23 protein-coding genes and 1 pseudogene are annotated in these 23,910 nt (G+C 62.1%); 18 read left to right on the top strand and 6 right to left on the bottom strand.

All coding sequences use genetic code 11. The annotated features are described in order from the left end of the window. Positions 1-168: 168 nt before the first annotated feature. Positions 169-1,029, bottom strand: coding sequence for an endonuclease domain-containing protein (locus AAFP29_RS16930; RefSeq protein ID WP_419218555.1), 861 nt, complete (start codon positions 1,027-1,029; stop codon positions 169-171). Between the two features lie 420 nt (positions 1,030-1,449). Between AAFP29_RS16930 and AAFP29_RS16925 the strand changes: the two genes are divergently transcribed. From AAFP29_RS16925 to AAFP29_RS16910, 4 genes are read left to right on the top strand one after another with little or no spacing between them, the layout of a single operon-like run. Next, positions 1,450-2,313, top strand: coding sequence for an ABC transporter permease (locus tag AAFP29_RS16925; protein WP_419218554.1), 864 nt, complete (start codon positions 1,450-1,452; stop codon positions 2,311-2,313). A gap of 7 nt (positions 2,314-2,320) precedes the next feature. After that, entirely contained in the window at positions 2,321-3,355 is a 1,035-nt protein-coding gene (locus AAFP29_RS16920; protein WP_419218553.1) for an ABC transporter substrate-binding protein, read from the top strand. Next, complete coding sequence (locus tag AAFP29_RS16915; RefSeq protein WP_419218552.1) at positions 3,339-4,160, top strand: ABC transporter ATP-binding protein; 822 nt, start codon at positions 3,339-3,341, stop codon at positions 4,158-4,160. The genes AAFP29_RS16920 and AAFP29_RS16915 overlap by 17 nt, the downstream gene beginning before the upstream one ends. Beyond that, the gene (locus AAFP29_RS16910; protein ID WP_419218551.1) at positions 4,157-5,056 is read left to right on the top strand and encodes a TauD/TfdA dioxygenase family protein; all 900 of its coding nucleotides are present in this window, start codon (positions 4,157-4,159) and stop codon (positions 5,054-5,056) included. The genes AAFP29_RS16915 and AAFP29_RS16910 overlap by 4 nt, the downstream gene beginning before the upstream one ends. A 6-nt stretch (positions 5,057-5,062) precedes the next feature. Here the strand turns inward: AAFP29_RS16910 and AAFP29_RS16905 are convergent, their stop codons facing one another. Genes AAFP29_RS16905 through AAFP29_RS16895 form a run of 3 tightly spaced genes read right to left on the bottom strand, consistent with a single transcriptional unit; the run spans position 5,063 to position 7,447 of the window. After that, entirely contained in the window at positions 5,063-5,731 is a 669-nt protein-coding gene (locus AAFP29_RS16905; protein ID WP_419218550.1) for a response regulator transcription factor, read from the bottom strand. Next, positions 5,728-6,900: a sensor histidine kinase gene (locus AAFP29_RS16900; RefSeq protein WP_419218549.1), complete on the bottom strand. Its 1,173-nt coding sequence runs from the start codon at positions 6,898-6,900 to the stop codon at positions 5,728-5,730. The genes AAFP29_RS16905 and AAFP29_RS16900 overlap by 4 nt, the downstream gene beginning before the upstream one ends. A gap of 7 nt (positions 6,901-6,907) precedes the next feature. Then, positions 6,908-7,447 (bottom strand): hypothetical protein, encoded by a 540-nt coding sequence (locus AAFP29_RS16895; protein ID WP_419218548.1) that lies wholly within the window; start codon positions 7,445-7,447, stop codon positions 6,908-6,910. Between the two features lie 214 nt (positions 7,448-7,661). Here AAFP29_RS16895 and AAFP29_RS16890 point away from each other — a divergent pair, with 214 nt between their 5' ends. Genes AAFP29_RS16890 through AAFP29_RS16870 form a run of 5 tightly spaced genes read left to right on the top strand, consistent with a single transcriptional unit; the run spans position 7,662 to position 12,649 of the window. After that, entirely contained in the window at positions 7,662-8,033 is a 372-nt protein-coding gene (locus AAFP29_RS16890; protein WP_419218547.1) for an ArsR/SmtB family transcription factor, read from the top strand. Beyond that, a complete protein-coding gene (locus AAFP29_RS16885) occupies positions 8,030-8,515 on the top strand; it encodes an SRPBCC family protein (RefSeq protein ID WP_419218546.1) in 486 nt (161 codons plus the stop codon). The genes AAFP29_RS16890 and AAFP29_RS16885 overlap by 4 nt, the downstream gene beginning before the upstream one ends. Continuing rightward, positions 8,515-9,078, top strand: coding sequence for a maleylpyruvate isomerase family mycothiol-dependent enzyme (locus tag AAFP29_RS16880; RefSeq protein WP_419218545.1), 564 nt, complete (start codon positions 8,515-8,517; stop codon positions 9,076-9,078). The genes AAFP29_RS16885 and AAFP29_RS16880 overlap by 1 nt, the downstream gene beginning before the upstream one ends. Before the next feature lie 52 nt (positions 9,079-9,130). Further along, positions 9,131-10,663 (top strand): sigma 54-interacting transcriptional regulator, encoded by a 1,533-nt coding sequence (locus tag AAFP29_RS16875; RefSeq protein ID WP_419218764.1) that lies wholly within the window; start codon positions 9,131-9,133, stop codon positions 10,661-10,663. 18 nt (positions 10,664-10,681) lie between these two features. After that, positions 10,682-12,649 carry a VWA domain-containing protein gene (locus AAFP29_RS16870; RefSeq protein ID WP_419218544.1) on the top strand — a complete coding sequence of 656 codons (1,968 nt, stop codon included), beginning with the start codon at positions 10,682-10,684 and terminating at the stop codon, positions 12,647-12,649. 18 nt (positions 12,650-12,667) lie between these two features. Here the strand turns inward: AAFP29_RS16870 and AAFP29_RS16865 are convergent, their stop codons facing one another. Further along, entirely contained in the window at positions 12,668-13,603 is a 936-nt protein-coding gene (locus tag AAFP29_RS16865; RefSeq protein WP_419218543.1) for an AEC family transporter, read from the bottom strand. Positions 13,604-13,775: 172 nt separating this feature from the next. Between AAFP29_RS16865 and AAFP29_RS16860 the strand changes: the two genes are divergently transcribed. From AAFP29_RS16860 to AAFP29_RS16845, 4 genes and pseudogenes are all read left to right on the top strand, one after another. Beyond that, a complete protein-coding gene (locus AAFP29_RS16860; RefSeq protein WP_419218542.1) occupies positions 13,776-14,360 on the top strand; it encodes a DUF4190 domain-containing protein in 585 nt (194 codons plus the stop codon). 142 nt (positions 14,361-14,502) lie between these two features. Further along, on the top strand, positions 14,503-14,676 hold the full coding sequence (gene rpmF / locus AAFP29_RS16855; protein ID WP_007316437.1) for a 50S ribosomal protein L32: 174 nt from the start codon (positions 14,503-14,505) through the stop codon (positions 14,674-14,676). A 92-nt stretch (positions 14,677-14,768) separates the two neighbouring features. Beyond that, positions 14,769-16,146, top strand: a pseudogene (locus tag AAFP29_RS16850) (MFS transporter). Continuing rightward, entirely contained in the window at positions 16,139-16,561 is a 423-nt protein-coding gene (locus AAFP29_RS16845; protein WP_419218541.1) for a MarR family winged helix-turn-helix transcriptional regulator, read from the top strand. The pseudogene AAFP29_RS16850 and the gene AAFP29_RS16845 overlap by 8 nt, the downstream one beginning before the upstream one ends. A gap of 125 nt (positions 16,562-16,686) precedes the next feature. On the opposite strand, the gene AAFP29_RS16840 is transcribed toward AAFP29_RS16845, so the two are convergent. Continuing rightward, on the bottom strand, positions 16,687-17,457 hold the full coding sequence (locus AAFP29_RS16840; protein WP_419218540.1) for an SDR family oxidoreductase: 771 nt from the start codon (positions 17,455-17,457) through the stop codon (positions 16,687-16,689). 194 nt (positions 17,458-17,651) lie between these two features. Between AAFP29_RS16840 and AAFP29_RS16835 the strand changes: the two genes are divergently transcribed. The 5 genes from AAFP29_RS16835 (at position 17,652) to AAFP29_RS16815 (ending at position 23,790) form a co-directional block, all read left to right on the top strand. After that, a complete protein-coding gene (locus tag AAFP29_RS16835) occupies positions 17,652-18,590 on the top strand; it encodes an AurF N-oxygenase family protein (protein ID WP_419218539.1) in 939 nt (312 codons plus the stop codon). After that, the gene (locus AAFP29_RS16830) at positions 18,590-20,167 is read left to right on the top strand and encodes an FAD-dependent oxidoreductase (RefSeq protein WP_419218538.1); all 1,578 of its coding nucleotides are present in this window, start codon (positions 18,590-18,592) and stop codon (positions 20,165-20,167) included. Before AAFP29_RS16835 ends, AAFP29_RS16830 begins: the two co-directional genes overlap by 1 nt. Positions 20,168-20,410: 243 nt before the next feature. Beyond that, positions 20,411-21,472: a hypothetical protein gene (locus tag AAFP29_RS16825; RefSeq protein ID WP_419218537.1), complete on the top strand. Its 1,062-nt coding sequence runs from the start codon at positions 20,411-20,413 to the stop codon at positions 21,470-21,472. A gap of 115 nt (positions 21,473-21,587) precedes the next feature. Beyond that, the gene (locus AAFP29_RS16820) at positions 21,588-22,274 is read left to right on the top strand and encodes a response regulator transcription factor (RefSeq protein ID WP_419218536.1); all 687 of its coding nucleotides are present in this window, start codon (positions 21,588-21,590) and stop codon (positions 22,272-22,274) included. 97 nt (positions 22,275-22,371) lie between these two features. Then, entirely contained in the window at positions 22,372-23,790 is a 1,419-nt protein-coding gene (locus tag AAFP29_RS16815; protein WP_419218763.1) for an ATP-binding protein, read from the top strand. Positions 23,791-23,910 lie beyond the last annotated feature (120 nt).

The raw sequence follows: 23,910 nt of genomic DNA, 5'->3' as shown, positions 1-23,910 counted from the left end.
TGCGTCATCACCTTGGGTGAGGGGGATTTGCCCTAGTTTGTGTTGGAGGTGCAGTTTGCGACGAACTTTGACTGAGCTGAAGTCTGCATCTCTAGCTGCGGCAAGGGAAACTGTCCTTCGGCGGGCGTGTCGTCGCAGTTTGCGTCTGGTACGAATCCCACGGCCTGTTCACACAGCGGCATATGGCCGATAAGGTCGACGATGTCGATCTCGATCTGTGATGGCGCGAATATCGGCCAACACTGAAGGCCAGTCGTGGGCGACTTCGGAAGCCATGATGCGGATGGTCATCATTCCCTTCTTGAGAGTCATGCGGTCGCGTCGACAGTCGACCAGCTTCTGATGTTCCGCGAGGTGATAGTCGTTGCTGTCACATTCGATGAGCAGTGACCCGATGCGAAGGTCGGCGTGTTCGTTCCCGCCGATCGACGGCTGGACGCGTACGTCGAATCCCAAGGCGCGCAATCTAACTCGAACTATTGACTCAGGGCCCGACATCGCACGGCTGTCGCATTTGTCAAGCAATTTGTCGACGGTTCGCGAGACGTTGCCTAGCTGTGTGCGAAGAGCGGCCTTCGTGAGCGGCGTGTAGTGAAGCGCCGAGTCGCACGTCGCTATCCATTCCTCCGGTGGAAGGCAGCGGACCGCACAGCCGAGTGCGATCGCGAGCGAATCCACAGCGCCTTGCAGGGGAAGCGGTGGCCCGTGGCCTTGGCACCACGCGATAGCCGGTGCGTCGACCACAGATTTGCCGTACCGGCTGAGCCTTCCGTGGTGTACCTCCGGTTCGGCCGGCAGGTATAACTTCGGGTGGAGCGTCTGCTTGTAGAACTGAATGGCCGACAGGCAACTCACCACGCCGCCCGCCTTCACAACCTCGACGGCGAGCGGAACGGCATCGCCGACATGCCACCATCCGCGCCTACAGTTGAAGATCATCTTGTCCTTGGCGGCCCGCTTGATGTCTGCCGTGGACGCGCCAAACGCGTGAAGTTCAGCAGTTGTGTAGACCCCGGTGTCGCGTCCCATACATCCTTTGACGCAGCGGGGAGCCGAATCGGTTTCGTTTGGCTGCAATCTGCGTCGTGAGTGTTGGCGAGGTGTGCTGCCCCCACCGTTGCGGCCATGCCGCAGATGCCGGCCAATGCTGCAATCTGCGCCAATGTGCCCACTGGGGTGCATAGTCCCCTCGTCGCATCTGCGCCGCAGACTTCGTCAGACCAACGCCGGAATCTGCGTTGTGGTCGGTCGCGAGGGCGTACTTCCCCTCGATCGCAGCCGCGCCGCAGCTACTGGCCCGCGACTGCTATCCGCGCCTGCGCTGCTTGGAAGGCGTACCTCCCCTCGCCGTCGACGATGTTGCAGTTTTCAGCCCGGCCCTTGCCCGACTTTCCCTCGCTGCGATTCAAAGTATGTTGGCTTGGACCGCGAACCGGTACCTATTGCCCGGTGAGTGTTTTCGTTGATATCGCCGAACAGGCGCCGCCCGACGCCGCGAGGCCCGGCAAGGCCCGGCCGAAACCGAAACGGGCCTGGTTAACCAAGTTCGGCTTGCCGATTTTGTCGGTGATCGCCTTCTTCGTGGTCTGGGAGATCGCCGCGTTGAGCGGTGTCTGGAGCGAGACCTTCGTGCCGTACCCGAGCACGGTGTGGCGGGCATTCGTTGACTTGTCGACAACGCACGACGGTGTCCGCGGCTATCAGGGCTACCTGCTCTGGGAACACCTCTACATGACTCTGCGCCGCGTTTTCGCTGGTGTGATTGTCGGCGTGGTGCTCGGGGTGCTGCTTGGCTTGGCGATGGGAACGTTCAGCTGGGTTCGACGTTTGCTGGAGCCGTGGCTGACTTTCCTGCGAGCACTGCCGCCGCTGGCGTACTTCTTCCTTCTCGTCATTTGGCTTGGCATCGACGAGGCTCCGAAGATCACGTTGCTCGCGTTGGCAGCGCTCCCGCCGGCCGCGGTCGCCACGACGGCTGCCGTTGTGGCTGCACCGGTTGGCTTGGTCGAGGCCGCGCGAGCGCTGGGGGCGTCGCCGCGGCAGGTGGTGCGCGACGTCGTGATTCCCTCCGCGCTTCCCGAAACCTTTACCGGCATAAGACTTTCGGTTGGCATGGCCTACTCCTCGGTGGTAGCCGCCGAGCTTTTCAACGGCATTCCGGGTATTGGCGGCGTCGTCAAGGACGCAAGTAATTACAACAACACCCCCGTGGTGCTGGTCGGCATTTTCGCCATCGGTATCTCCGGGTTGATCATCGATGGTGTGCTGCGTGCGGTTGAAGTTCGCGCGGTGCCGTGGCGCGGAAAGGTATAGTCCCGCAATGAAATTCCCGTTCAAGGGCCTGCTCGCACTACTTGCGATCACCGTGGCGACACTATCGGGCTGCGCTATCGATCACTCCGGTCAGGACAGTTCCAAGCCGACGATCCGGATCGCCTACCAGTCGTTTCCCAGTGGCGATCTGATTGTGAAGAACAAACGGTGGCTTGAAGAAGCGCTGCCGAAGTACAACATCAAGTGGACAAAATTCGACTCGGGTGCCGACGTCAACACCGCGTTTGTCGCGCGCCAAATCGACTTCGGCGCAATCGGTTCCGCTCCGGTGGCGCGCGGGCTGTCGGCGCCGCTGAATATCGCCTATCAGGTCGCATTCGTCCTCGACGTCGCCGGTGACAACGAAGCGTTGGTCGCTCGTAATGGCACCGGTATCAACACGATTGCCGATCTTCGGGGCAAGCGCGTTGCAACCGCGTTCGCGTCGACAGCGCATTACAGCCTGCTCGCCGCGCTCGACCAGGCTGGGCTGGCGGCTGGCGACGTCGACATCATCGACCTTCAGCCACAAGCGTCGCTCGCCGCCTGGGATCGCGGCGATGTCGACGCTGTCTATACCTGGCTCCCGACACTGGACAAGTTGCGCGCAAACGGAAAGACGCTGATCGCCAGCAAGCAGTTGGCGACGGCGGGTAAGCCGACTCTCGACTTAGGCGTCGTCTCAACAGCTTTCGCGACGGCGCATCCCGACGTCGTGGACGCGTGGCGGCAGATCCAAGCGCGTGCTCTGACAACGATCAAGAACGATCCGCAGACTGCCGCCGAAGCGATAGCCGCCGAGATGGGTATCACGGTCGACGATGCGAAGAACCAGTTGAGTCAGGGGACCTACCTCGATGTCGCTGAGCTGACCACGCCGACGTGGCTCGGTGTCGACGGCAAACCCGGCAATATCGCGGTCAACTTGCAGTCGGCTGCGCAGTTCCTCGCTGCGCAGCAGCAGATTCCCTCCGCGCCGACCCTGGAGACCTTCCAGAAGGCCGTCTATACGAAAGGGTTGCCTGGTGTCTTCAGTCAGTAAGGAGGCCGCGACCGACCTCACGGCGGCACGTAACAGCCGCGGATCTGTCAGTATTCGCAACGTATCTCAGACCTATGGCAACGGATCCGATGCGGTGACCGCGTTGGGCCCCGTCGACCTCGACGTCCCACCAGGCGAATTCCTGGTGCTGGTCGGCGCGTCGGGCTGCGGCAAGTCGACACTGTTGAGGCTGATCGCGGGCTTCGAACAGGCAACCATCGGCGACGTCGCGGTGTCGGGTGGTCCGCCGGTACCGGGGGTCACCTCGGGAGTCGTCTTTCAGCAACCGCGGCTGTTTCCGTGGCAAACGGTCGGCGGCAACGTCGATCTGGCGCTGAAGTATGCGAAAGTTCCGAAAGGTCAACGTGCAGAACGGCGTAACGAGCTTCTTGACCGAGTTGGCTTGGCGGACACCGGAGATCGTCGGATCTGGGAGATCTCCGGAGGGCAGCAGCAGCGCGTGGCGATAGCCCGCGCATTGGCGGCAGAGACATCGTTGCTCTTGCTGGACGAGCCGTTCGCGGCTCTCGACGCGCTCACTCGTGAACGACTGCAGGAAGATCTACGCCAGGTGAGCGCCGAATCCGGACGGACCAGTGTGTTCGTTACCCACAGTGCTGACGAGGCAGCCTTCCTTGGCTCCCGCATCGTCGTACTGACCCAACGTCCCGGCCGGGTGGCACTTGATATCTCGTCAAGTTTGCCGCGTGACGGGGTAACCCCCGACGAGCTACGCGGCTCGCCGGAATACGCAACCCTGCGTGCCGAAGTTGGCCACGCGGTGAAGGAGGCGGCAGCAGCATGAGTGTTATCAACCAGTCACGTACGACGGTGCGCAGCGGCGTCGAACTCGACATCGACCGGTTCGGGCCCCATTTCGGCGCGCAGGTCTCCGGGATCGACATCGCGTCGGCATCTGATGACCAGGTGCGGGCAATTCGCGCGGCGCTGGTGGAGTTCAAGGTCCTGGTCTTTCGTGGACAGCAACTCGAAGACGCCGAACACATCGAATTCGCCAATCGCCTGGGCGATCTCACCACCGGGCATCCCGTGCACGACAGCGGCACCGACGTTCCCGAGCAGATGTACTCACTCGACAGCGCCGACAACGGGTTCGCCGACGTGTGGCACACCGACGTCACGTTTATGGAACGCCCACCGCTCGGATCCATCCTGCGGCCGGTCGTGTTGCCGCCGACGGGCGGCGATACCAATTGGGCCGACGCCGAATTGGCGTATCTATCGCTGTCCGAGCCGGTGCGCGGACTGATCGATCAGCTGACCGCGGTCCACGACGGCAATCGTGAGTTCGGGTACTACCTCAAACATAAGCGCGGTGGTAAAGGCAATACCTGGGATGGCCGCGAGGTAACCGAGCTGACGCCGGTACGGCATCCGGTGGTGCGGGTGCATCCAGAGACCGGACGGCGGGCGATTTTCGTCAACCCCGGATTCACCTCACATATCGAAGGCGTGTCTGACGCGGAGAGCCGGGGAATCCTGGACCTGCTCTACGCGCACCTGACCAAGCCGGAGCATATTGTGCGGCACCGTTGGCAACTAGGTGATTTGGTGTTGTGGGACAACCGAAATACGCTCCACTACGCCAATCGCGACTATGTCGACTTCGACGGCGGGCAACGACGGATCATGCATCGCGTGACCCTGCGCGGGGATATCCCGGTTGGGCTGACTGCCTAATAGCGACTACTCCCGGATCAAGGCGATCGCCTGCGCGCGGTCGCGCACACCGAGTTTCGCGAAGAGCGAGTTGATATGGGTCTTCACCGTGGAGACCCCGACGAAGAGTTCAGTGGCGATTTCGGCGTTGCTCAGACCCTTGCCGACCAGCGTCGCGACCTCTGCTTCCCGGCCGGTGAGGCGCGGAAATCGTTGCGCCACCGAGGTGACGGGCGTCGGCGTCGAGCTTGTTGCCGATTCGGCTGGAGCGGCGAGGTGTTCGACTATCCGCGCGCCGACCTGGGCGTCGAAAGTCGCCTGACCGCGGGCCACTGAACGAACCGCTGCCACGAGTTCGGCGCGGCCAGCGTCTTTAGTCAGATAGCCGCGCGCGCCGGCACGTAAGGCAGTGAAGATCGACTCGTCGTCGGCGTAGGTTGTCAGTACGAGCACCGCAGTCTCGGGGCGGTCGGCGAGGACACGTCGCGTGGCCTCTACGCCGTCGATGCCGGGCATCCGCAGGTCCATCAGCACGACGTCCGGCGTTGTCGACGCTGACTCGACAATCGCTGCCGCGCCGTCGCCTACCGATCCGACGACGTCGATATCGTCGTGTAACGAGAGCACGGTAACGAGGCCGTCCCGGACAATGGCCTGGTCGTCGACGACGAGGACTGTGATGGTCGATTCACTCATTCCGCAGTCCCCGGCATCCGTAGAAGAGCGGTCACTCGAAACTTCCCGATACGGGAATCCTCTTCTGCGACAAGAGAACTACCATTGTCCAGTGCGATGAACCGTTCACGCATTCCTAGCAGCCCGTGGCCGCCGCCGGACGCCGCCAGTGCGGTGCCGACCGACAGTGGGTTGGTCACGGTGAAACTCACTAGACCATCATGCCAATGCACTTCGATTGACACCGGCGATCCGCTGGCGTGTTTGCGGGCATTGCTGAGAGACTCTTGGATGGTGCGGCGAATGATATCGGCGTGATTGGCCGGGACGCGATCGGTGTGACCGTCGCTGCCCAGGTTCGCGATACCTCCGACGCTTCGATGCGCGGCGAGCAGATCCTCGATGTCGGCGAGGACAGCAGCTGAGTCGACGTCGGGCCCGACGATGCCCGGGTCGCGCAGCGCTGCGACGGCGCGACGTGCTTCGCCGAGGCCCTGGGCGGCCAAAGTCCTTGCCGCACCGACACGTTCGGCCGCGGCATCCGATTTCCCGGACTCGAGTAGTGCTTCGACCGCGTCGAGTTGGATGACCAGGCCGCCCAAACTGTGGGCTAAGAGGTCATGGAGATCGCGGGCGAGCGCCACCCGTCGAGCTTCGTCGCGTGCGGCGAACTCTCTCTCGCGCAACAACTTCAGCGCGTCGTCGGAGATTCGAGTCTGGCGTCGGGATAACCCGAGTAGCGCTGCGATAACGATGCCCCCCATCATCGCCAGTAATGAAATCGCCGAGATATCAGCGACCACCGCACCGACGCCGACGGTGACTATTCCGAGCGCTCCGACGAAAACCCCCCAGAGCAGCGGATATTCAGCAGTACCGATTACCGCACCGACCGCGATCACCGCGGGGACCAGGGCGAGCCCCGAGGTGCCTGCCGAAGCCAGTCCGCCGGCCGACGTCGCCACGAGTGCGCAGCCGATCTCGGCTCCGACATTGGTTTGTCGGGCCGGCACAAGCCGTTCGACGACCCGCACACCGACTGACGACACAAGCCAGGCCCCGACCGCGAGGTAGGCGAGGATGTCGACCCACAATGGTCGATCTTCGCCGGTCAGCGACCAGAGAACCACGCCGACGCCGAGCAGGTGGAGCGCGATGCTCAGGCTGCTCGGCGCGGGTTGGGAGTTCATCGCTCCATCATGACCGCAGCGCGTCACGATATGTGGTCATCGGTGCTGCGGCGTGGCGGGTCAGGCGGCCGGCGAACACGAACGTGTTTCCGGCTCGATTGGCTGCGAACGCGAGCAGGATGATGCCGGTCGATGCGGCCAGCTGTGCGCCACTGATGTGTGCGATGGCGGCGAGTCCGATGCGAGTAGCGATCATCAGTCCCCAGAGGGCCAAACCCCAGGGGGCGGTGCGGGATTCGTAGTGCGCCAGGTTGCGGTCGTCCCGGCCGAATCGGACTGGTTCGGGAAGGCGGCGGAAATGCGCGATGGCACCCATCCACGCGCCGATCGCCAGGGAGGTGGCAAGTTCGACGGCGATCAATGTGATGTCGAGTGCGCTGAACCGGCCGTCAGCGGTTCCCAATATTGCCAATCCGACGACGCCCAAAATTGTTGGTAGGCGCCACATCTGGGAGATTTCCACCGGTCGCCAGGTCAGCTGGCGGCGGCCGAGTACCACGATGAGTCCGAGGACGAGTATCGCATCGACGAAGTACTGGGGTGACATGTGCTTGTCCTTTCGGGGAGTGATTGTCCGCAATCAGAATGCTGTGACAGCCCGCGGAACAGATCCCCCCGCGGGTGGAGATGCGGGTGGAGATATCTGCGGGTGGAGAGGTGGGCCCCGAGGTGGGTGTTCAACTAATAGGTTGACAAGCCGGGGGCGGAGGCGTCTACTTGTATTCAACCAATTCATTGAATAAGGGAGGTGATACCCGGCCATGACCGACCAACTGTCGCGAGTCTTCGCCGCATTGGCGGATCCGACCCGGCGTGACATCGTCGCCCGTCTCACCGCGGCCGACGCGACGGTGAGTGAACTCGCCGAACCGTATGACGTGAGTATTCAGGCAGTTTCCAAGCACCTCAAGGTATTACAAGACGCCGGACTCGTTACCCGATCGCGTGAGGCGCAGAAACGGCCGGTCCACCTGGAAGCCGAGGTATTCGATCTCATGACCAAATGGATCGAGCGCTACCGGCGTCAAGCCGAAGCTCGCTATCAACGGCTCGACACACTATTGGCCGACCTCAACGTCGGCCCGCAAGGGCATACCGAAAGTCCAAAACCCAAGAAAGGCAAAGCATCATGACAACCCAACACGTCGAGGCAGCCATCGAGGCCGACCCCAACCTGCCCATCATTCGGATCACCCGGGATTTCACCGCCACTCCGGCGCAACTCATCAAAGCGCATACCGACCCGGAACTCTTCGCGAAATGGGTCGGCCCCGACGGCATGGACACCCGCATCGTCGCCTGGGATGCCCGCGACGGTGGGGAGTGGCGCTATGTCGCCGGCAGAGACGGCGAGGAGTACGGCTTCCGTGGCTGCTTCCACACCATCAGCGACGACCGCATCGTCCAGACCTTTACCTTCGAAGGGATGCCCGACGACGTCTCGCTGGAAAGTATGCGTTTCGAGGACCTCGGCGATGGCCGCACCCGCTTGCACGCGCAATCGCTCGTCGACAGCATCGAGGCCCGTGACGCCTGGCTGGCATCGGGAATGGAAGTCGGCGTCGATCAGGGCTATGCCAAGCTCGACGCTCTGATCGCATCCGGCACGATCTGATGACGAACGGAATCGCCGACCTCGCGCCGGCGCAGCGGCATCGAGCTGTGGCCGGAGAGTTCGCGAAATATGTTGTCGCTACCGAAGATTGGGATGCGCAATCGCCGGTCGCTGATTGGGTTGCGCGTGACGTCGTGCGACATCTGGTCGAATGGTTCCCAGCGTTCCTCGCCGATGGTGGAATCATTCTGGAGCCCTCGCCGTCGGTCGACGTCGATCCGGTGGCGGCTTGGTCCGCACATGCCGCGGCTGTGCAGGCGCTGCTCGACGGTGACAATGCGCAGTCCGAGTTCACTCATCCGCGAGCAGGTACTTATCCGCTGTCGACGGCGATCGACATGTTCTATACGGCTGATGTTTTCATGCATACCTGGGACCTTGCGCGGGCGTCCGGTGTGACTCCCGACCTCGACGAGCAGTTCGCGTCGAATCTGCTTGGTGGGATGGCGCCGATCGAGGAGATGCTGCGCTCGTCCGGGCAGTATGGGCCGGCCAAACCGGTCGCCGACGATGCGTCAGCAGTTGTGAAACTTGCCGCGTTCATCGGCCGAGATCCAGCCTGACCAGCGCAAACCCGACTTCATCGGACAACCCCCGCTCGAAACGGCGTCGGGGATGTCCGGCGAGGTCGGGTTTGCGGGTGGGGCGGTAGGGGCGGGGCGGTCGGGTTTCCGTGGCGGCGACCGGATTTCGCGGAGTAGCGTTGACCGGGTGGCAGATCAAGACACCCCCACCGCCAACTCCCGCCCCACCGAATCCCGGCCTCCGTCGCCGCGCACCCTCGGCGAATTGCGCGCCAGCGGGCACGTGCAGCGCGATGTCCGCGACGAGATTCGGAACAACTTATTGACCGCACTGCGAACGGGAATCGACCCGTGGCCGGGCATCGTCGGGTTCGAGGCGACCGTCGTGCCCCAGTTGGAACGCGCGCTGCTTGCCGGGCACGACGTCGTGATGCTCGGCGAACGCGGCCAGGGCAAGACGCGCGTCCTGCGCACGCTCGTCGGACTGCTAGATGAGTGGACACCGGTAATCGCGGGTTCTGAACTAGGTGAGCACCCGTACGAACCGATCACCCCGGCGTCGATCCGCAAGGCAGCCGAACTGCTCGACGACCTGCCGATCGACTGGCGACATCGCGATGAGCGGTATAGCGAGAAGCTCGCGACGCCGGACACCTCGGTAGCTGACCTGGTCGGTGACATCGATCCGATGAAAGTCGCCGAGGGTCGCAGCCTCGGCGATCCCGAGACCATTCACTTCGGACTGATTCCGCGTGCGCATCGCGGCATCATCGCGATCAACGAATTGCCCGACCTCGCCGAGCGCATCCAGGTGTCGATGCTCAATGTCATGGAGGAGCGCGATATTCAAGTGCGCGGCTACTCGCTGCGCCTGCCGCTCGACGTCCTGGTGTTGGCCAGTGCCAACCCGGAGGATTACACCAATCGCGGTCGCATCATCACGCCGCTCAAGGATCGGTTCGGTGCCGAGATCCGCACGCACTACCCACTGGACCTCGACGACGAGGTCGAGGTCATCGAACAAGAAGCCGACCTCACTGCCACGGTGCCAACCTTCATCGTCGAGATCCTGGCCCGCTTCACCCGGTATGTGCGTGACCATCCATCGGTCGACCAGCGCTCGGGAGTGTCGGCGCGATTCGCTATCGCAGGCGCGGAAACCGTTGCGGCGGCGGCACTTCACCGCGCTGCTCTGCTCGGTGAGGATGTCCCGGTGGCCCGGGTTGTCGACCTAGAGTCGGTGATCGAGGTGTTGCGCGGCAAGATCGAATTCGAGTCGGGTGAACAGGGCCGCGAATTGGAGATTCTGGAGCATTTGCTGCGTAAGTCGGTAGCCGACACCGTGCGCGCCCATCTCGGTGGAATCGATATGGGTCCGCTGGTCACCGCGTTGGAAAGTGGTGAGCCAGTGGTCACCGGTGACCGGGTGACCGCCGTCGAATTGCTTGGCGCGCTTCCTGATCCGGCACGTACCGCGCCAGTTGTCGATGCACTCGCCGAACGTCTCGATGCGACCATTGATGGTGAACGGGCCAGCGCAGTGGAGCTCGCCCTGGAAGGTCTGTTTCTCGCGCGCCGGATCAGCAAGGAAGCTGACGACGCGGGCCAGACCCTCTACGGCTGACAGTTGAGCGGAGAAGCTATGGCCGACAAGAATTTTCATCGATCACGCTATCGCCCCTACGTCGATGGCCCGGATCCGTTGGCGCCGCCGGTCGATCTGCGCGAGGCGCTCTCGGAGATCGGCGAGGACGTGATGAGCGGGGTGTCCCCGCAGCGGGCGTTGCGCGAGTTGCTGCGCCGCGGCTCGCAGAATATGCGTGGGCTTGACCAGTTGCGGGAGCAGATCAATCGGCGGCGTAATCAGCTTCTGCGCGAACGAAATCTGGACGGGACATTCGCCGAGATCCGTGAACTGCTCGACCAGGCGGTACTCGAAGAACGTAAGCAACTGGCCCGCGATCTGGACGACGACGCAAGGTTCGCGGAAATGCAGATCAGTAACCTGCCGCCGTCGACCGCTCAGGCCGTCGAGGAACTGGCATCGTATGACTGGCGTAGCCAACAGGCTCGCGCGGACTACGACAAGATCAAGGACCTGCTCGGACGCGAACTGCTCGATCAGCGGTTCGCGGGAATGAAACAGGCGATGGAAGGCGCTACAGAACAAGACCGCCAACAGATTTCGGAGATGCTGGCCGATCTCAACGAACTGCTCGCTGCGCATAATCGCGGCGAAGACACCACCGAACAGTTCGACGAATTCATGGAACGCCATGGTGACCACTTCCCGGAGAACCCGCAGACCACCGAAGAACTGATCGATTCACTGGCGCAGCGTTCGGCCGCCGCGCAGCAGTTCTATAACTCGCTGTCAACCGAGCAGCGTGCCGAATTAGATCAGTTGGCGCAGCAGGCATTTGGTTCACCGGAGTTGATGAATCAGTTGTCCCAGATGGACTCGCTGTTGCGCGACGCGCGGCCGGGGCTTGATTGGGACGACGCACAGTCCTTCTCCGGAGATCGGCCGATGGGTTTCGGTGAGGGCGCCGCGGCGATACGCGATATCTCCGAGCTTGAAGCATTGAGCGAGCAACTGTCGCAACAGTATGCGGGAGCCGAACTCGCCGATCTGGACTTGGACGCGCTGGAGCGTCAACTCGGCCCGGAGGCGGTCGCCGACGCGCGGACCCTCGCCGATCTGGAAAAGGCGTTGTCCGAGCAGGGATTTTTCGAGAAGACGCCCGACGGGGAATTGCGGCTGAGTCCAAAAGCCATGCGGCAGTTGGGCCAAGCCATCTTCTCCGACGTCGCGCAACAACTATCGGGTCGGTCGGGGGACCGGCGGACCAGACAGACCGGCCTACTCGGTGAGCCGACCGGGGCATCGCGCGAGTGGGAATTCGGTGACACCGACCCCTGGGATACCACCCGAACGATCACCAACGCGTTGGTACGTACCGCAAGTGACGGGCCGGGACGGGCGGGCGGCGTACGTCTGGACGTGCGCGACGTCGAGGTGATCGATACCGAGGCTCGGACTCAAGCGGCCGTCGTGCTCCTGGTGGATACGTCATTCTCGATGGAGATGGAGGGCCGCTGGACGCCGATGAAGCGCACCGCGATCGCGTTGAACCACTTGATATCTACGCGGTTCCGGACCGACGAACTGCATCTGATCGCCTTCGGTCGATACGCGCGCTCGATCGACGTCGCGGAGCTCACCGGGCTCTCGCCGAGGATGGAGCAGGGTACCAATCTGCATCACGCCCTGCTGCTCGCGCAGCGTCACCTACGGCGATTCCCCAACGCGCAGCCGGTGGTGCTGATCGTCACCGATGGCGAGCCGACCGCACACCTTGATCCGTCCGGCGAACCGTTCTTCTTCTATCCACCGCATCCGCAGACGATTGCCCTGACCGTGCGCGAACTCGATCATGTGGCTCGAATGGGTTCGCAGATAACGATTTTCCGTCTCGGTGAGGACCTGGGTCTGGCCGAATTCATCGATCACATTGCCCGCCGCGTGGGTGGACGCGTGGTTGCGCCAGACATTGACGGACTCGGCGCGGCGGTGGTTGGCGATTACCTACGGTCGAGAAAAGGTTAGGTCGAGACATCCAACCAACTACGCCAGAAGCGCCGCTATCAGCGCGATGACCGGGATCGACGCCAACGTCGTGACCAGGGCGGAGTCACGCGCCAACACCTCGGCGCGACGGTATCGAGTCGCGTAGACGAATACATTCTGTGCTGTCGGTAGGGCTGAGATGACCACCTGGGCGAACAGTTGGTGTCCGGACTGGCCGAAACCCCATCGGGCGATCACATAGACCAACAGTGGCATAGCCACCATCTTCAGCGTCGCCGCCAGTGCGACGTCGCGGCGTGGACTGTCGCCTTTTCGCAGGATCTTGACACCTGTCAGCGATAGTCCAAAAGCGAGCAGCGCCAACGGGACCGACGCTTCTCCCAGCATCTTCATCGGTTCGAGCACGGCGTTGGGCGGATGCCAGTCCAGGAATGAAAAGGCAAGGCCGGCAACGCCTCCCAACACAATCGGGTTGGTCAGTGGTGCGATAACGGCATCGCGTACCGTCGATCGGTTTTCTGCTCCGGGAAGCGCGGTGACGTCGAGCGTCACCAACGCTATCGGCGAGTACAGCAGAATCTGGAACAGCAATAGCGGTGCGATGAACGATGCGTCGTCGAGCACGAAGATCGCGATGGGGAGCCCCAGGTTGACACTATTCACATAGGACGACGACAGCGCGCCGATCACGACCTCGGGTACCGCGCGACGCAACACGAAAGTGGCGATGACCGCGTAGAGCGCGCCGATGATCAGCGCGCTTGCTCCGGCGATGACCAGCGTCGAGGAGAAGACCACCGATAGGTCAGTGGTCAGCAGTGAATGAAACAGGAGTGCTGGCGTACATACGAAGAACACCAGACGCGAGAGCACATCGGTCGCAGCTGACCCCAGTACCTTCGTGCGGCCAAGTACCAAACCGACGGCCACCACAATGAAGATGACGGTAAAGCCTGAGACGACGCCGGACACGACAACCGAGTCTAGGTGTCAGTCCCTACCGCGATGACAGTGACGGTGCCGTTCGCCGGGTGGGCATCGCGCGGTGTATATCCTGAATATCTCGCTATCCCTATTCCTTCGGGTGTTGCCGCGTCCGGCAGACAACCGACCTCGCAGTGGAACGAGTGAAAGGTATGAAGTCATGACCGGACCCGATATGTCCAAACCCGGGCCGTCGGAAGAGCCCGGCGCCTACGACCAGACCCAGCTGCGTGACATCTCAAAGCTGGATCTCAACAAACAGCCGCCCGCCGACGACTTCGCGCCCGTGCCTACGCCGGAGCCGACAGCGACACCCGACTACCAGCAGCCCGCCGCGCCGTATATCGCGCCTGGTGCCGCTAGCCAGCCGAGCTATCCGGATTACTCGGCGCAACCGGCCTATCCCACCTACCCGGCTCAGCCCGCTTACCCCGTGCAGCAGCCGTATGGCGCCCCCTACGCGGGATATCCGGGTTACGGCTATACCCCTCGCGCGACCAATGGTAAAGCGGTGGCCGCGATGATCTTGAGTATCTTGGGGCTTCTCGTCAGTTGCGGAGTCCTTGGCATCCCGGGCGTCATTCTGGGCCATATCGCCAAGAAGGAGATCGACGAGTCCAACGGTGCCCAGGATGGTGCGGGCATGGCGCTCGCGGGGATCATCATGGGCTGGATATGCGTCGCCTTCATCGCCTTGTTCGTTGTCCTCGTGGTGATCGGACTCGCTGCGGACGCATCGTCCTGACCGTTGGTTTTGGACGAAGCCGCACTGTTCGGTAGTCTTGACTGGTTGTATGCCGCTCCCGACCGGGGTCTGCTGGTGTACGCACACCAAGACTCGCACGGTATACCTGCACGGAACCTGCATTTATGAGAAGGGCTTAATCATGGCTGTACCCAAGCGCCGGATGTCGCGGGCTAACTCCCGCAGCCGTCGTTCGCAGTGGAAGGCGGACAACCCGGCATTGCAAGAGACCAAGGTGAACGGCGTTGCTCAGCGCATCCCGCGTCGCTTGGTCAAGGCTGCTCAGCTCGGTCTGGTCGATCTCGATCGCCGCTAGTCGCACTTAACTGACCCCCACCTCCATCGCGGAGGTGGGGGTTTTGTTTTTCGTGCTTGCCAGGAAATTAATTGTGACTCTACAATTCTTGTGTGAATACAAGCATTTCCGCGCTGACGCCGCGCCGTAAAGGTGTTAGTGCTGCTCACCTGCAGTCTGAGTCTGTTGATCTCGTCAATGGACATCACCATCGTCAACGTCGCGCTGCCCGACATTCGTGCCGACCTTGGTGCGCCACTGTCGAATCTGCAGTGGGTCGTCGACGTCTACACGTTGACATTGGCCAGTCTGCTTATGGTTTCCGGGGCAATGGCCGACCGGTTCGGTCGGCGTCGGGTCTTCCGTATCGGTCTGGTGATTTTCGCGGTAGGTTCGCTGCTCTGCAGCTTGGCGCCGACGATCGGGATCCTGATCGCCGCGCGGTTTTTGCAGGCTATTGGTGGTTCGATGCTCAATCCGGTCGCGATGTCGATTATCACCGCGACTTTCACCGGCCGCGTCGAGCGAGCCAGGGCGATCGGTGTGTGGGGTTCGGTGGTGGGGGTGTCGACGGCGATCGGCCCGATCGTCGGCGGGTTTTTGATTCATTCGCTTGGGTGGCAGTCGGTCTTCTGGATCAACCTGCCTATCGTTGCGGTCGCACTTGTCGGGACATTCTTGGTGGTGCCCGAATCCAAGGCAGCGCGCTCGCGCCATTTCGATCCGATCGGGCAACTTCTCGCCATCGTCACGATGTTCACTCTGGTCTTCGCACTCATTGAGAGGTTGCCACTACTCGTCATTGTCAGCGTGATCTCGGGTGTGGTCTTCGTCGTACACGAGCGCCGATCCCGTTCGCCGTTCCTCGATCTGCGGTTCTTTCGAAGTGTGCCGTTCTCGGCCGCGACGCTTACCGCGGTCTGTGCGTTCGCAGGGTTCGGCGCATTCCTGTTCACGATGTCGATCTACCTGCAGGGGATCCGCGGACTCTCGGCGGTGCAGGCCGGCGCGATGTTCCTGCCGATGGCGCTCGCGGTGCTGGTGTTCTCTCCGCTATCGGGTCGATTGGTCGGAAAGTTCGGTGCACGACCGTCGTTGGTCGGTGGTGGCACGCTGATGACAGTCGCGGCCGGGTGCCTCACCGTCGTCGGGGCGACGACGTCGCTCTTGGCGCTGGCGGTCATCTTCGCGGTCTTCGGTATCGGATTCGGTCTGCTCAACGCTCCGATTACGAATTCGGCGGTCAGTGGCATGCCGGTTGACCAGGCGGGTGCCGCGGCGGCCGTCGCATCATCGAGCCGCCAGGTCGGAATAACCTTCGGCGTGGCGCTATGCGGGCAACTGTCGGGCGCTGGCCTGTGGTGGACGGTGACGGGTTTGGCTGCGATAGTGGCTGTGCTCGGCGTCGCCGCGACCGGGGCGGTGGCCGAGCGCTCGCGCCAATCGGTGGCAGACCTGCTCGACGAGACAAAGGAGCCGGCGAATGTCTGACGTGACGGGATCAGCCGATGAAGTGTGGAACCTATTGGTACGCATCGCGATTGACGATCGGGATGGCTGGCGTCGTGCGGTTGCCGAGCATACCGGGGTGGCGTTCAGTCGAATTCGGGTGTTGAAGCGACTCAATCGTGCCGGCGCGATGACGCTCAAGGAATTGGCCCATGCGTCGGCGCTCGATCAGCCCGCCACCACCGTCGCGATCAATGAACTCGAAGCGCGCGGCATGGTGATGCGCGATGTCGACCCGGGCGACCGTCGTTGCAAACTGGTGTCGATTACCGACGCTGGCCGACAGGTCGTCGAACGTGCCCATGCCGTTCCCGATCCTGCGCCAAAAGCATTGCAAGAGTTCAGTTCTGACGACTTGGCCACGCTCCGCGAACTACTCGGTCGACTGGAGAGATAGCGCGCCGCCGCCCCGTCGGCCGGGAAAATCGTCCGAATACTTCGTCACCTAGGGCAATATGCCCTCGGCGAGGTGTTATTCGGACGATTTTCCCGGGCGGTTCAACGGTCTGACGGCGACCGGGACTACTGGGCGATGAGCTTATTCACTTGTCGCGACACGAAATTCGGCACGAATTTGCTCGCGTTGTTGAGCAGCGTCGTCTGGATGCCGACCGAGTAATGCGTGCGGTGGATCAGTTTGTCGCTCTGGTTGGGATGTACCGACTCCCAGATGCGCTCGGCAACCTGCTCAGGGGTGATTCGAACACCGAGCGTCTTGGTGGACTTGGCATCGTTGTCGGCCAGCGCGGTCTTGGCCCAGAGCGGCCAGATCCCGACGACGCGGATGTCGTGCGGTTCCCATTCCAGTTCAAGTGCTTCGGTCAGACCCGCCACGTAGAACTTGGCCGCACTATAGGTGGCGATGTCGGGCTGACCGTAGATAGCCGACGCCGACGCGATATTGACCAGGTGGGAGCCTTCGGTGTCGCGCAGATAGGGGAAGGCGACTTGCGCGCCGAGGGTGACCCCCAGAACGTCGATGTCGATCTGACGTTTGATGGCGTCGGCCGAGATCTCGTTGAGTGGTCCGGCGACCAGGATTCCCGCATTGTTGTCTAGGACGTCGAGTTTGCCGTCGGTATGCGAGGTGAAGTCGGCCAACGCCTGTTCCCACTGCTTTTCGTCTCGGACGTCGAGGGTGCCCACGACGAATTCAGGATTGTCGGCCTTCACGGCGTCGAGCGCCTTCTGGTCGACGTCGTAGACGCCGACGGTCCAGCCTTCGCTCGCGAATCGTTGTGCCGTTGCGAGGCCGATGCCGGCAGCGCCGCCGGAGATGAAGATCGATGGCATGTGAGGTAGCCCTCTTTTCTATTGTGGTCGCATACACGGGGGTGAACTGGAATCTGTTCCAATTCAGTACGTCGAAGTCGTTTACCTTGCGGCAGCTCGATGCTATCGTGACAATATTCGTTGTCATACCATCGAACGTTGTCACATAGTTTAGCCCGGTGAACGGGGTAAACACTACTAGGAGGTCGATTCGAGTGACTGCCACCGTATCCCCCGAAAGTGCCGCCAGCGTAGGCGCTGACGTCAGCACCCGCGACACCGGCGCGAACGAGGTCTCTGAACGTCTGCTGGCATCCGCTGCGCGGCTATCGCGCAATGCGATGACCGAGATCGACTGGAGCCTTCCGATGGATCCGGCGCAGTACGGCTGCAGCCCGGAATGGTCGACGCTGTACGGCACCGACTACTGGAACGAGATGACCACCGAACAGCAAATCGCGCTGACTCGTCACGAGTTCGCGTCGATCATGAATATCGGCATCTGGTTCGAGATGATCCTGCAGGAGATGGTGATTCGGGACCAGTATCTCGGCGATTACCACGACCCCGAGTTTCAGTTCGCGCTGACCGAGGTTGCCGACGAGTGCCGCCACTCCATCATGTTTGCCAAGGCCTCGGCGAAGATGGTCGGCAAGTCGTACCGGCCGTCGAAGAAGGTCGGCCGCCTGGGCAAGGTGTTCATGCGGACGGCCAAAGACGAGGTCGCCTACGCGGGCATCTTGGTTGCCGAGGAGATTCTCGACGTCTTCCAGCGCGGTTGTATGCGCGACGAGCGGGTTCTGCCGTTCATCCGCGAGATCAACGAGATCCACGTCCTCGAAGAATCGCGTCATATGAAGTTCGCACGCGAAGAGGTCCGCGACTCCATGCAGACGGTTGGCAAGATCCGTCGTCAGTGGAGTGCCTTCTATATCGCCTCGGCGGCAGCCTTCATCTTCTCCAGCTTGGTGCGTCCGCAGGCCTACGCCGACGCCGGTCTCGACGTCGAGCGTGCACGTCGGGAGGCCAAGAACAACGAGCATTTCGCCTCGATGGTCCGCGGTGGTTGCGCTCATCTGATGGAATTTCTCGACGAGGCTGGCCTGCTGACCAAGCCCGCAGCGCGTATCTACCGCAAAGTGAATATGCTCTGATGTTTGTCATTACCCAGTCATGCTGCAGCGATGCGGCATGTGTGGCGGTATGCCCGGTCAACTGCATCCATCCGACGCCGGAGGAGCGCGGATTCGGCAGCTCCGACATCCTGCATATCGACCCGCAGGCGTGTATCGACTGTGGGGCATGCGCCGACGCATGCCCGGTTGACGCCATCTATCCGGCTGATCGGTTGGGGACTCGCGACAAGGTCTTCATCGACATCAACGCCTCCTATTACAAGGAGAACGACGATGTGAAGTCCGGCTGGAACGACGTTGTTTATCCGACCTTGCCGAAGTTGCCGGCTGGTATGCGGGTTGCCATTGTGGGGACGGGGCCGTCGGGCGGGTACGCGCTTCGCACCATTCTTGATCGCACTCAGGCGCAGGTCACCGTGATCGATAAGCTGCCCACGCCGGGTGGACTGGTCCGTGCGGGTGTGGCGCCGGATCATCCGAGCACCAAGAATGTTATGAAGGCATTCGACATTCTCTACCGCGACCCACGGGTAACGATGGCGACTAACGTCACCGTCGGCCCCGACGTCGCCGTCGGCCAGATCACGCCGGCTGAACTGGCCGACAATTTCGACGCTGTCTTCTACTGCGTCGGCGCGAGTGAGTCACGGCGACTTGGCATTCCGGGCGAAGACCTACCCGGATCGACGTCGGCGACAGACCTTGTCGCGTGGTACAACGCGGTGCCCGGAGCATCGGCACCACCGATCCGGCACGACGGGTCCGGTCGAGCGGTGATTGTCGGTACCGGCAACGTCGCACTCGACGTCGCGCGGATACTGGTCTCGCCGCCAGAGTTGTTGGCAACCACCGACATCGCTGATCGCGCCCTGCGCATCTTGGCGGAGCAGAACGTCCACGAGGTGGTGCTGCTCGGGCGCCGCGGCAGTGACTCCGCGGCCTACACCGATGCGGAATACCGTGCGCTGCAATCGATTCCGGGCGTAGATGTGGTGGTACTCGACGATGCGTCGACCGACATCGATCTTTCCGGCCCGGCCGACCCAAGCAACCGCCGCATCGTTTTCCTGTTTCATACCGCGCCCGAGAAGATCCTGGGTGACGCTGCGGTGGAACGAGTTTCGGTCGCTACCGGGTCGACGACCCATGACATTGCCACCGACTTGGTGGTCCGCTCCATCGGCTATCGCTCGGTTCCGATCGGCGGGCTATCGTTCGACGATACGCGCGGCGTGTTCCCCAACGATCTCGGACGTCTTCTCGACGCCGACGGTGTCGTGATGCCAGGGCAATACGTCATCGGTTGGGCCAAACGTGGTCCAAGCGGTGGTATCGGAACCAACAAGCTCGACGCCGTCACCACCGTCGAAGAATTTCTCGACGACGCCGTCGCCGGCTCGCTTCGACCGCCGGTGACCCAGCCGGGTGCGTTCGCCGCGCTGCTGCGCTCGCGCCGGGCGAAGGTGATCGGTTATCGAGGTATGCGGTCGATCGATCGTGCCGAACGTGCTCGGGGAGCGCGCGAGGGACGCCCTCGGGTGAAATTCACGCGGGTCGGCGACATGGTCAAGGCCGCCGGATGGCGTAAAGCCTGAGAATTCGCGTCCGGCAGAGGTTTTCTTCGGCGTCGAAACAACACGCGCGATCCCATTCACGCTGCACAAAATCATTCGTCCTGCTGAAGCGTTAGCAGGGGGAACGAGTTTTCGCAGGTCGCGATTAGTGAACATTGGTCGGTTGGTCGCGTGAATGGATGACTAAGAAGCTCCCAATTGTCCGGCTAAGTTGATAAGTTTGGGCACGGTAGTGACCGAATTAGGAAAAGATTGAGGAGTCCGATGACGCAGCCACCCAACCCCGGCGAGAACCCACAGGGTCAGCCCGGCGGCTACCAGCCTCCGCAGCAGGGCGGTTACCAGCCCCCGCAGCAGCCGGGGCAACCCCAGCCGGGTGGATACCAGCCACCGCAGCAGCCGGGCGGTTACCAGCCTCCGCAGCAGCCCGGTGGTTACCAGCCTCCGCAGCAGCCCGGTGGTTACCAGCCGGGTCAGCCGGGCGGGTATCAGCCTCCGCAAGCAGGCGGTCCGGATTTCGCCAAACAGGGCCAGGGTTATCAGCAGCCGGGGTATCAGGCGCAACCCGGCGGATATCACCCGGCAGGTCAGCCCGGATACCCGGCCAACGGGCCGGTCGAATTTAATGTCGGCGACGCTTTTAGTTGGGCCTGGAACAAATTCAGTAAGAATGCGGTGCCGCTCATTGTCGCAACGCTCGCGTACGCGGTAATCATCGGTGTCATCTACGCGATCGTCTGGGTTGCCGCAGCGGCACTGGGCACCACCTCCACCACTTCGTACACCTCGTCTTATAGCGGCGAAACCATGACGATCGAAGGTGCTAAGACACTCGGTGCCGCAAGCTTTATCGTCCTCATTGTCGGCTACTTGATCGTGTTGGTGCTGGTCGGTGTCTTTGCCTCGGCCTTCATCAACAGCGTGCTGAAGATCGCCGACGGCCAACAGGTCGACATCGGCTCGTTCTTCAAACCCCGCAATGTTGTTCAGGTGATCGTCGCGTCTCTGTTGGTCGGTATCGCGGCGGCGATTGGCAGCATCATCATTATCGGCGGAATTATCGTCGCTTTGTTCGCCTTCTACACCACCTGGGCAGTCGTCGAACGCGATTTGTCGGCCATCGACGGAATCAAGACCAGCTTCAATCTGGTCAAGGACAATTTCGTCACCACTCTGATCACGTACTTGCTGGCGGCGATTATCGCGACGGTTGGATTGATCCTGTGCGGTATTGGCGGCTTGGTCAGTATTCCGGTCGCGGCTCTGTTCACCGCGTACTCGTGGCGTCGGGTCTCCCGCGGTCCCATCGCACCGCTTACCCCGTAAGTACGCATTGCGATAACTGAAATTCGATGCCCGGTGCCACGATGTGGTGCCGGGCATCGGGCTTTCTCAGTGAGTCTTACACGTCTCTCAGCCGGACTGCGATAAGACTGTAGTCATGCGGATTCTTGTCGTCGACGACGATCGTGCGGTACGTGAGTCACTGCGTCGATCTCTTGCGTTCAATGGCTACAGCGTGGAAACGGCGTCGGACGGCTTGGAAGCACTGGAGAAGGTCGTGGCCGACCGCCCCGATCTGCTCATCCTCGATGTCATGATGCCCAGGCTTGACGGACTTGAAGTCTGCCGTCGACTACGGTCGGCCGGCGACGATCTGCCGATCCTGGTGCTCACGGCTCGTGACTCGGTGTCCGAGCGGGTCTCCGGCCTCGATGCGGGTGCCGACGACTACCTGCCGAAGCCGTTCGCGTTGGAGGAATTGCTCGCTAGGCTGCGCGCTCTACTACGTCGCGCCACTCCCGACGACGATGCGGATTCCGAGGCGTTGGAATTCTCCGACCTCACACTTGACCCGGTGACCCGCGACGTCGCGCGCGGCGACCGGTCGATCAGCCTTACCCGCACCGAATTCGCATTGCTGGAGATGCTCATGGCCAATCCGCGCCGCGTGTTGTCTCGCAGTCGAATTCTGGAAGAAGTGTGGGGTTACGACTTTCCGACGTCGGGTAATGCGCTGGAGGTATACGTCGGGTACCTGCGCCGCAAGACCGAAGCCGACGACGAGCCGCGCCTGATCCACACCGTGCGCGGCGTCGGGTATGTGTTGCGGGAGACGCCGCCGTGAGAAGTCTGTGTTGACAGATCGCGATACCTCGCGCTGGAAGGCATTGCGCCGCAACCATTCCGTCGGCAATCGTCGAAACGATGGTGTCAAGAAGGAGATGCGCGCGCCCTGGGCGCTGACTCGCTCAGCGTCGCTGACTATGCGCGTCACCCTCTTGTCGGCGACGGTGGTGCTTGTCTCGGTCGGGTTGATGGCTGCCGCAGCATATTTCGTTGTTTATCGCGCGATGTACAACGAGGTGGACCGACAGCTCGAGTCTCGCGCTGACGGTATGACAGCGCTGGCCAAGTCGGGCATGCTCGCCGAACGACCGCAGGCGTTGGCAACGGGAACGGTGTTCTCCACCAACATCTCTCTGGCGTTGGTGCGTCCAGATGGCGCGACATACCTGATCGGTGAAGTGCCCTTCGAGGATGCCGAGAAGGCGGTCGCCCGCTCGGTCAATGCGCCCGGCCAGCACAACCAGAGCCTGCGTACCCTCGCCAATCAGCGGGTACTGGCTCGTAAACTCGATGACGGCAACACCCTTGTTCTTGCCCAGAGTCTGTTACAGACCGACCGCGTGCTTAAACGATTGGCCTGGGTGCTGTTGGTGGTGGGTGGCGGCGGTGTGGCGTTCGCCGCGCTGGCCGGCACCACTGTTTCGCGGGCCGGACTGCGGCCGGTCACTCGATTGACTCGGGCGGCCGAGCGGATCGCCAAAACGCAGGATCTCACCCCGTTGCCGGTGACCGGCAATGACGAATTGGCCCGCCTCACAGAGTCTTTCAATACGATGTTGCGCGCGTTGGGGGAGTCGCGCGACCAACAGGCGCGACTGGTTGCCGACGCCGGGCACGAGTTGCGTACCCCGTTGACGTCGTTGCGGACCAATCTCGAACTATTGATGGCCTCGACCGCGCCGGGCGCACCGCCGGTGCCGGCGGCGGACATGGTCGAGTTGCGTTCGGATGTATTGGCCCAGATCGAGGAGTTGTCGACTCTGGTCGGTGATCTAGTTGATCTCGCCCGTGAAGACGCTCCCGAAGTGGTGCACGAGGAAGTCGACATGGTCGAGGTCATCGAGCGGTCGTTGGAACGTGTTCGACGCCGACGCAGCGACGTCGACTTCAGGGTCGACGCCGCACCCTGGTATGTCTTCGGTGAGCCGGCTGGGTTGTCCCGAGCGATCCTCAATGTGCTCGACAACGCCGCGAAGTGGAGTCCGCGTGGTCGTGCGATTGAGGTGACTTTGCGCCAGATCGATTTGAGTACTGCCGAATTCACGGTCGCCGACGCCGGTCCGGGGATTCCGCCCGAGGACCGGGAGTTGGTCTTCGAGCGGTTCTATCGTTCGACGCAGTCGAGGTCGATGCCGGGTTCTGGATTGGGGCTGGCAATCGTCCGTCAAGTGATTGTGAAACACGGCGGCAGCATTTCGGCATCACAATCTCATCTTGGTGGGGCGCTCATTAGGATGACTTTGCCCGGACATTCGGTTCCCGTGGAACCATCTCCGGTAGTGGTTCGTCAGTAATGATGAATCCACAATCTGTCCGGAGTGAGCGACTATCCCACGCGTGGTTCTCGTAGACGGCCAGCGAACGAGCCGTATACCGCCGCCTCGACGAGGAGGCCCTGAGCAGAAATGAAAGAA

The organism is Gordonia sp. CPCC 205333, from assembly GCF_048537885.1.
Classification (GTDB): Bacteria; Actinomycetota; Actinomycetes; order Mycobacteriales; family Mycobacteriaceae; genus Gordonia.
The sequence above is the reverse complement of the archived record's forward strand: the minus strand, read 5'-3'. Positions and strand labels throughout refer to the sequence as shown.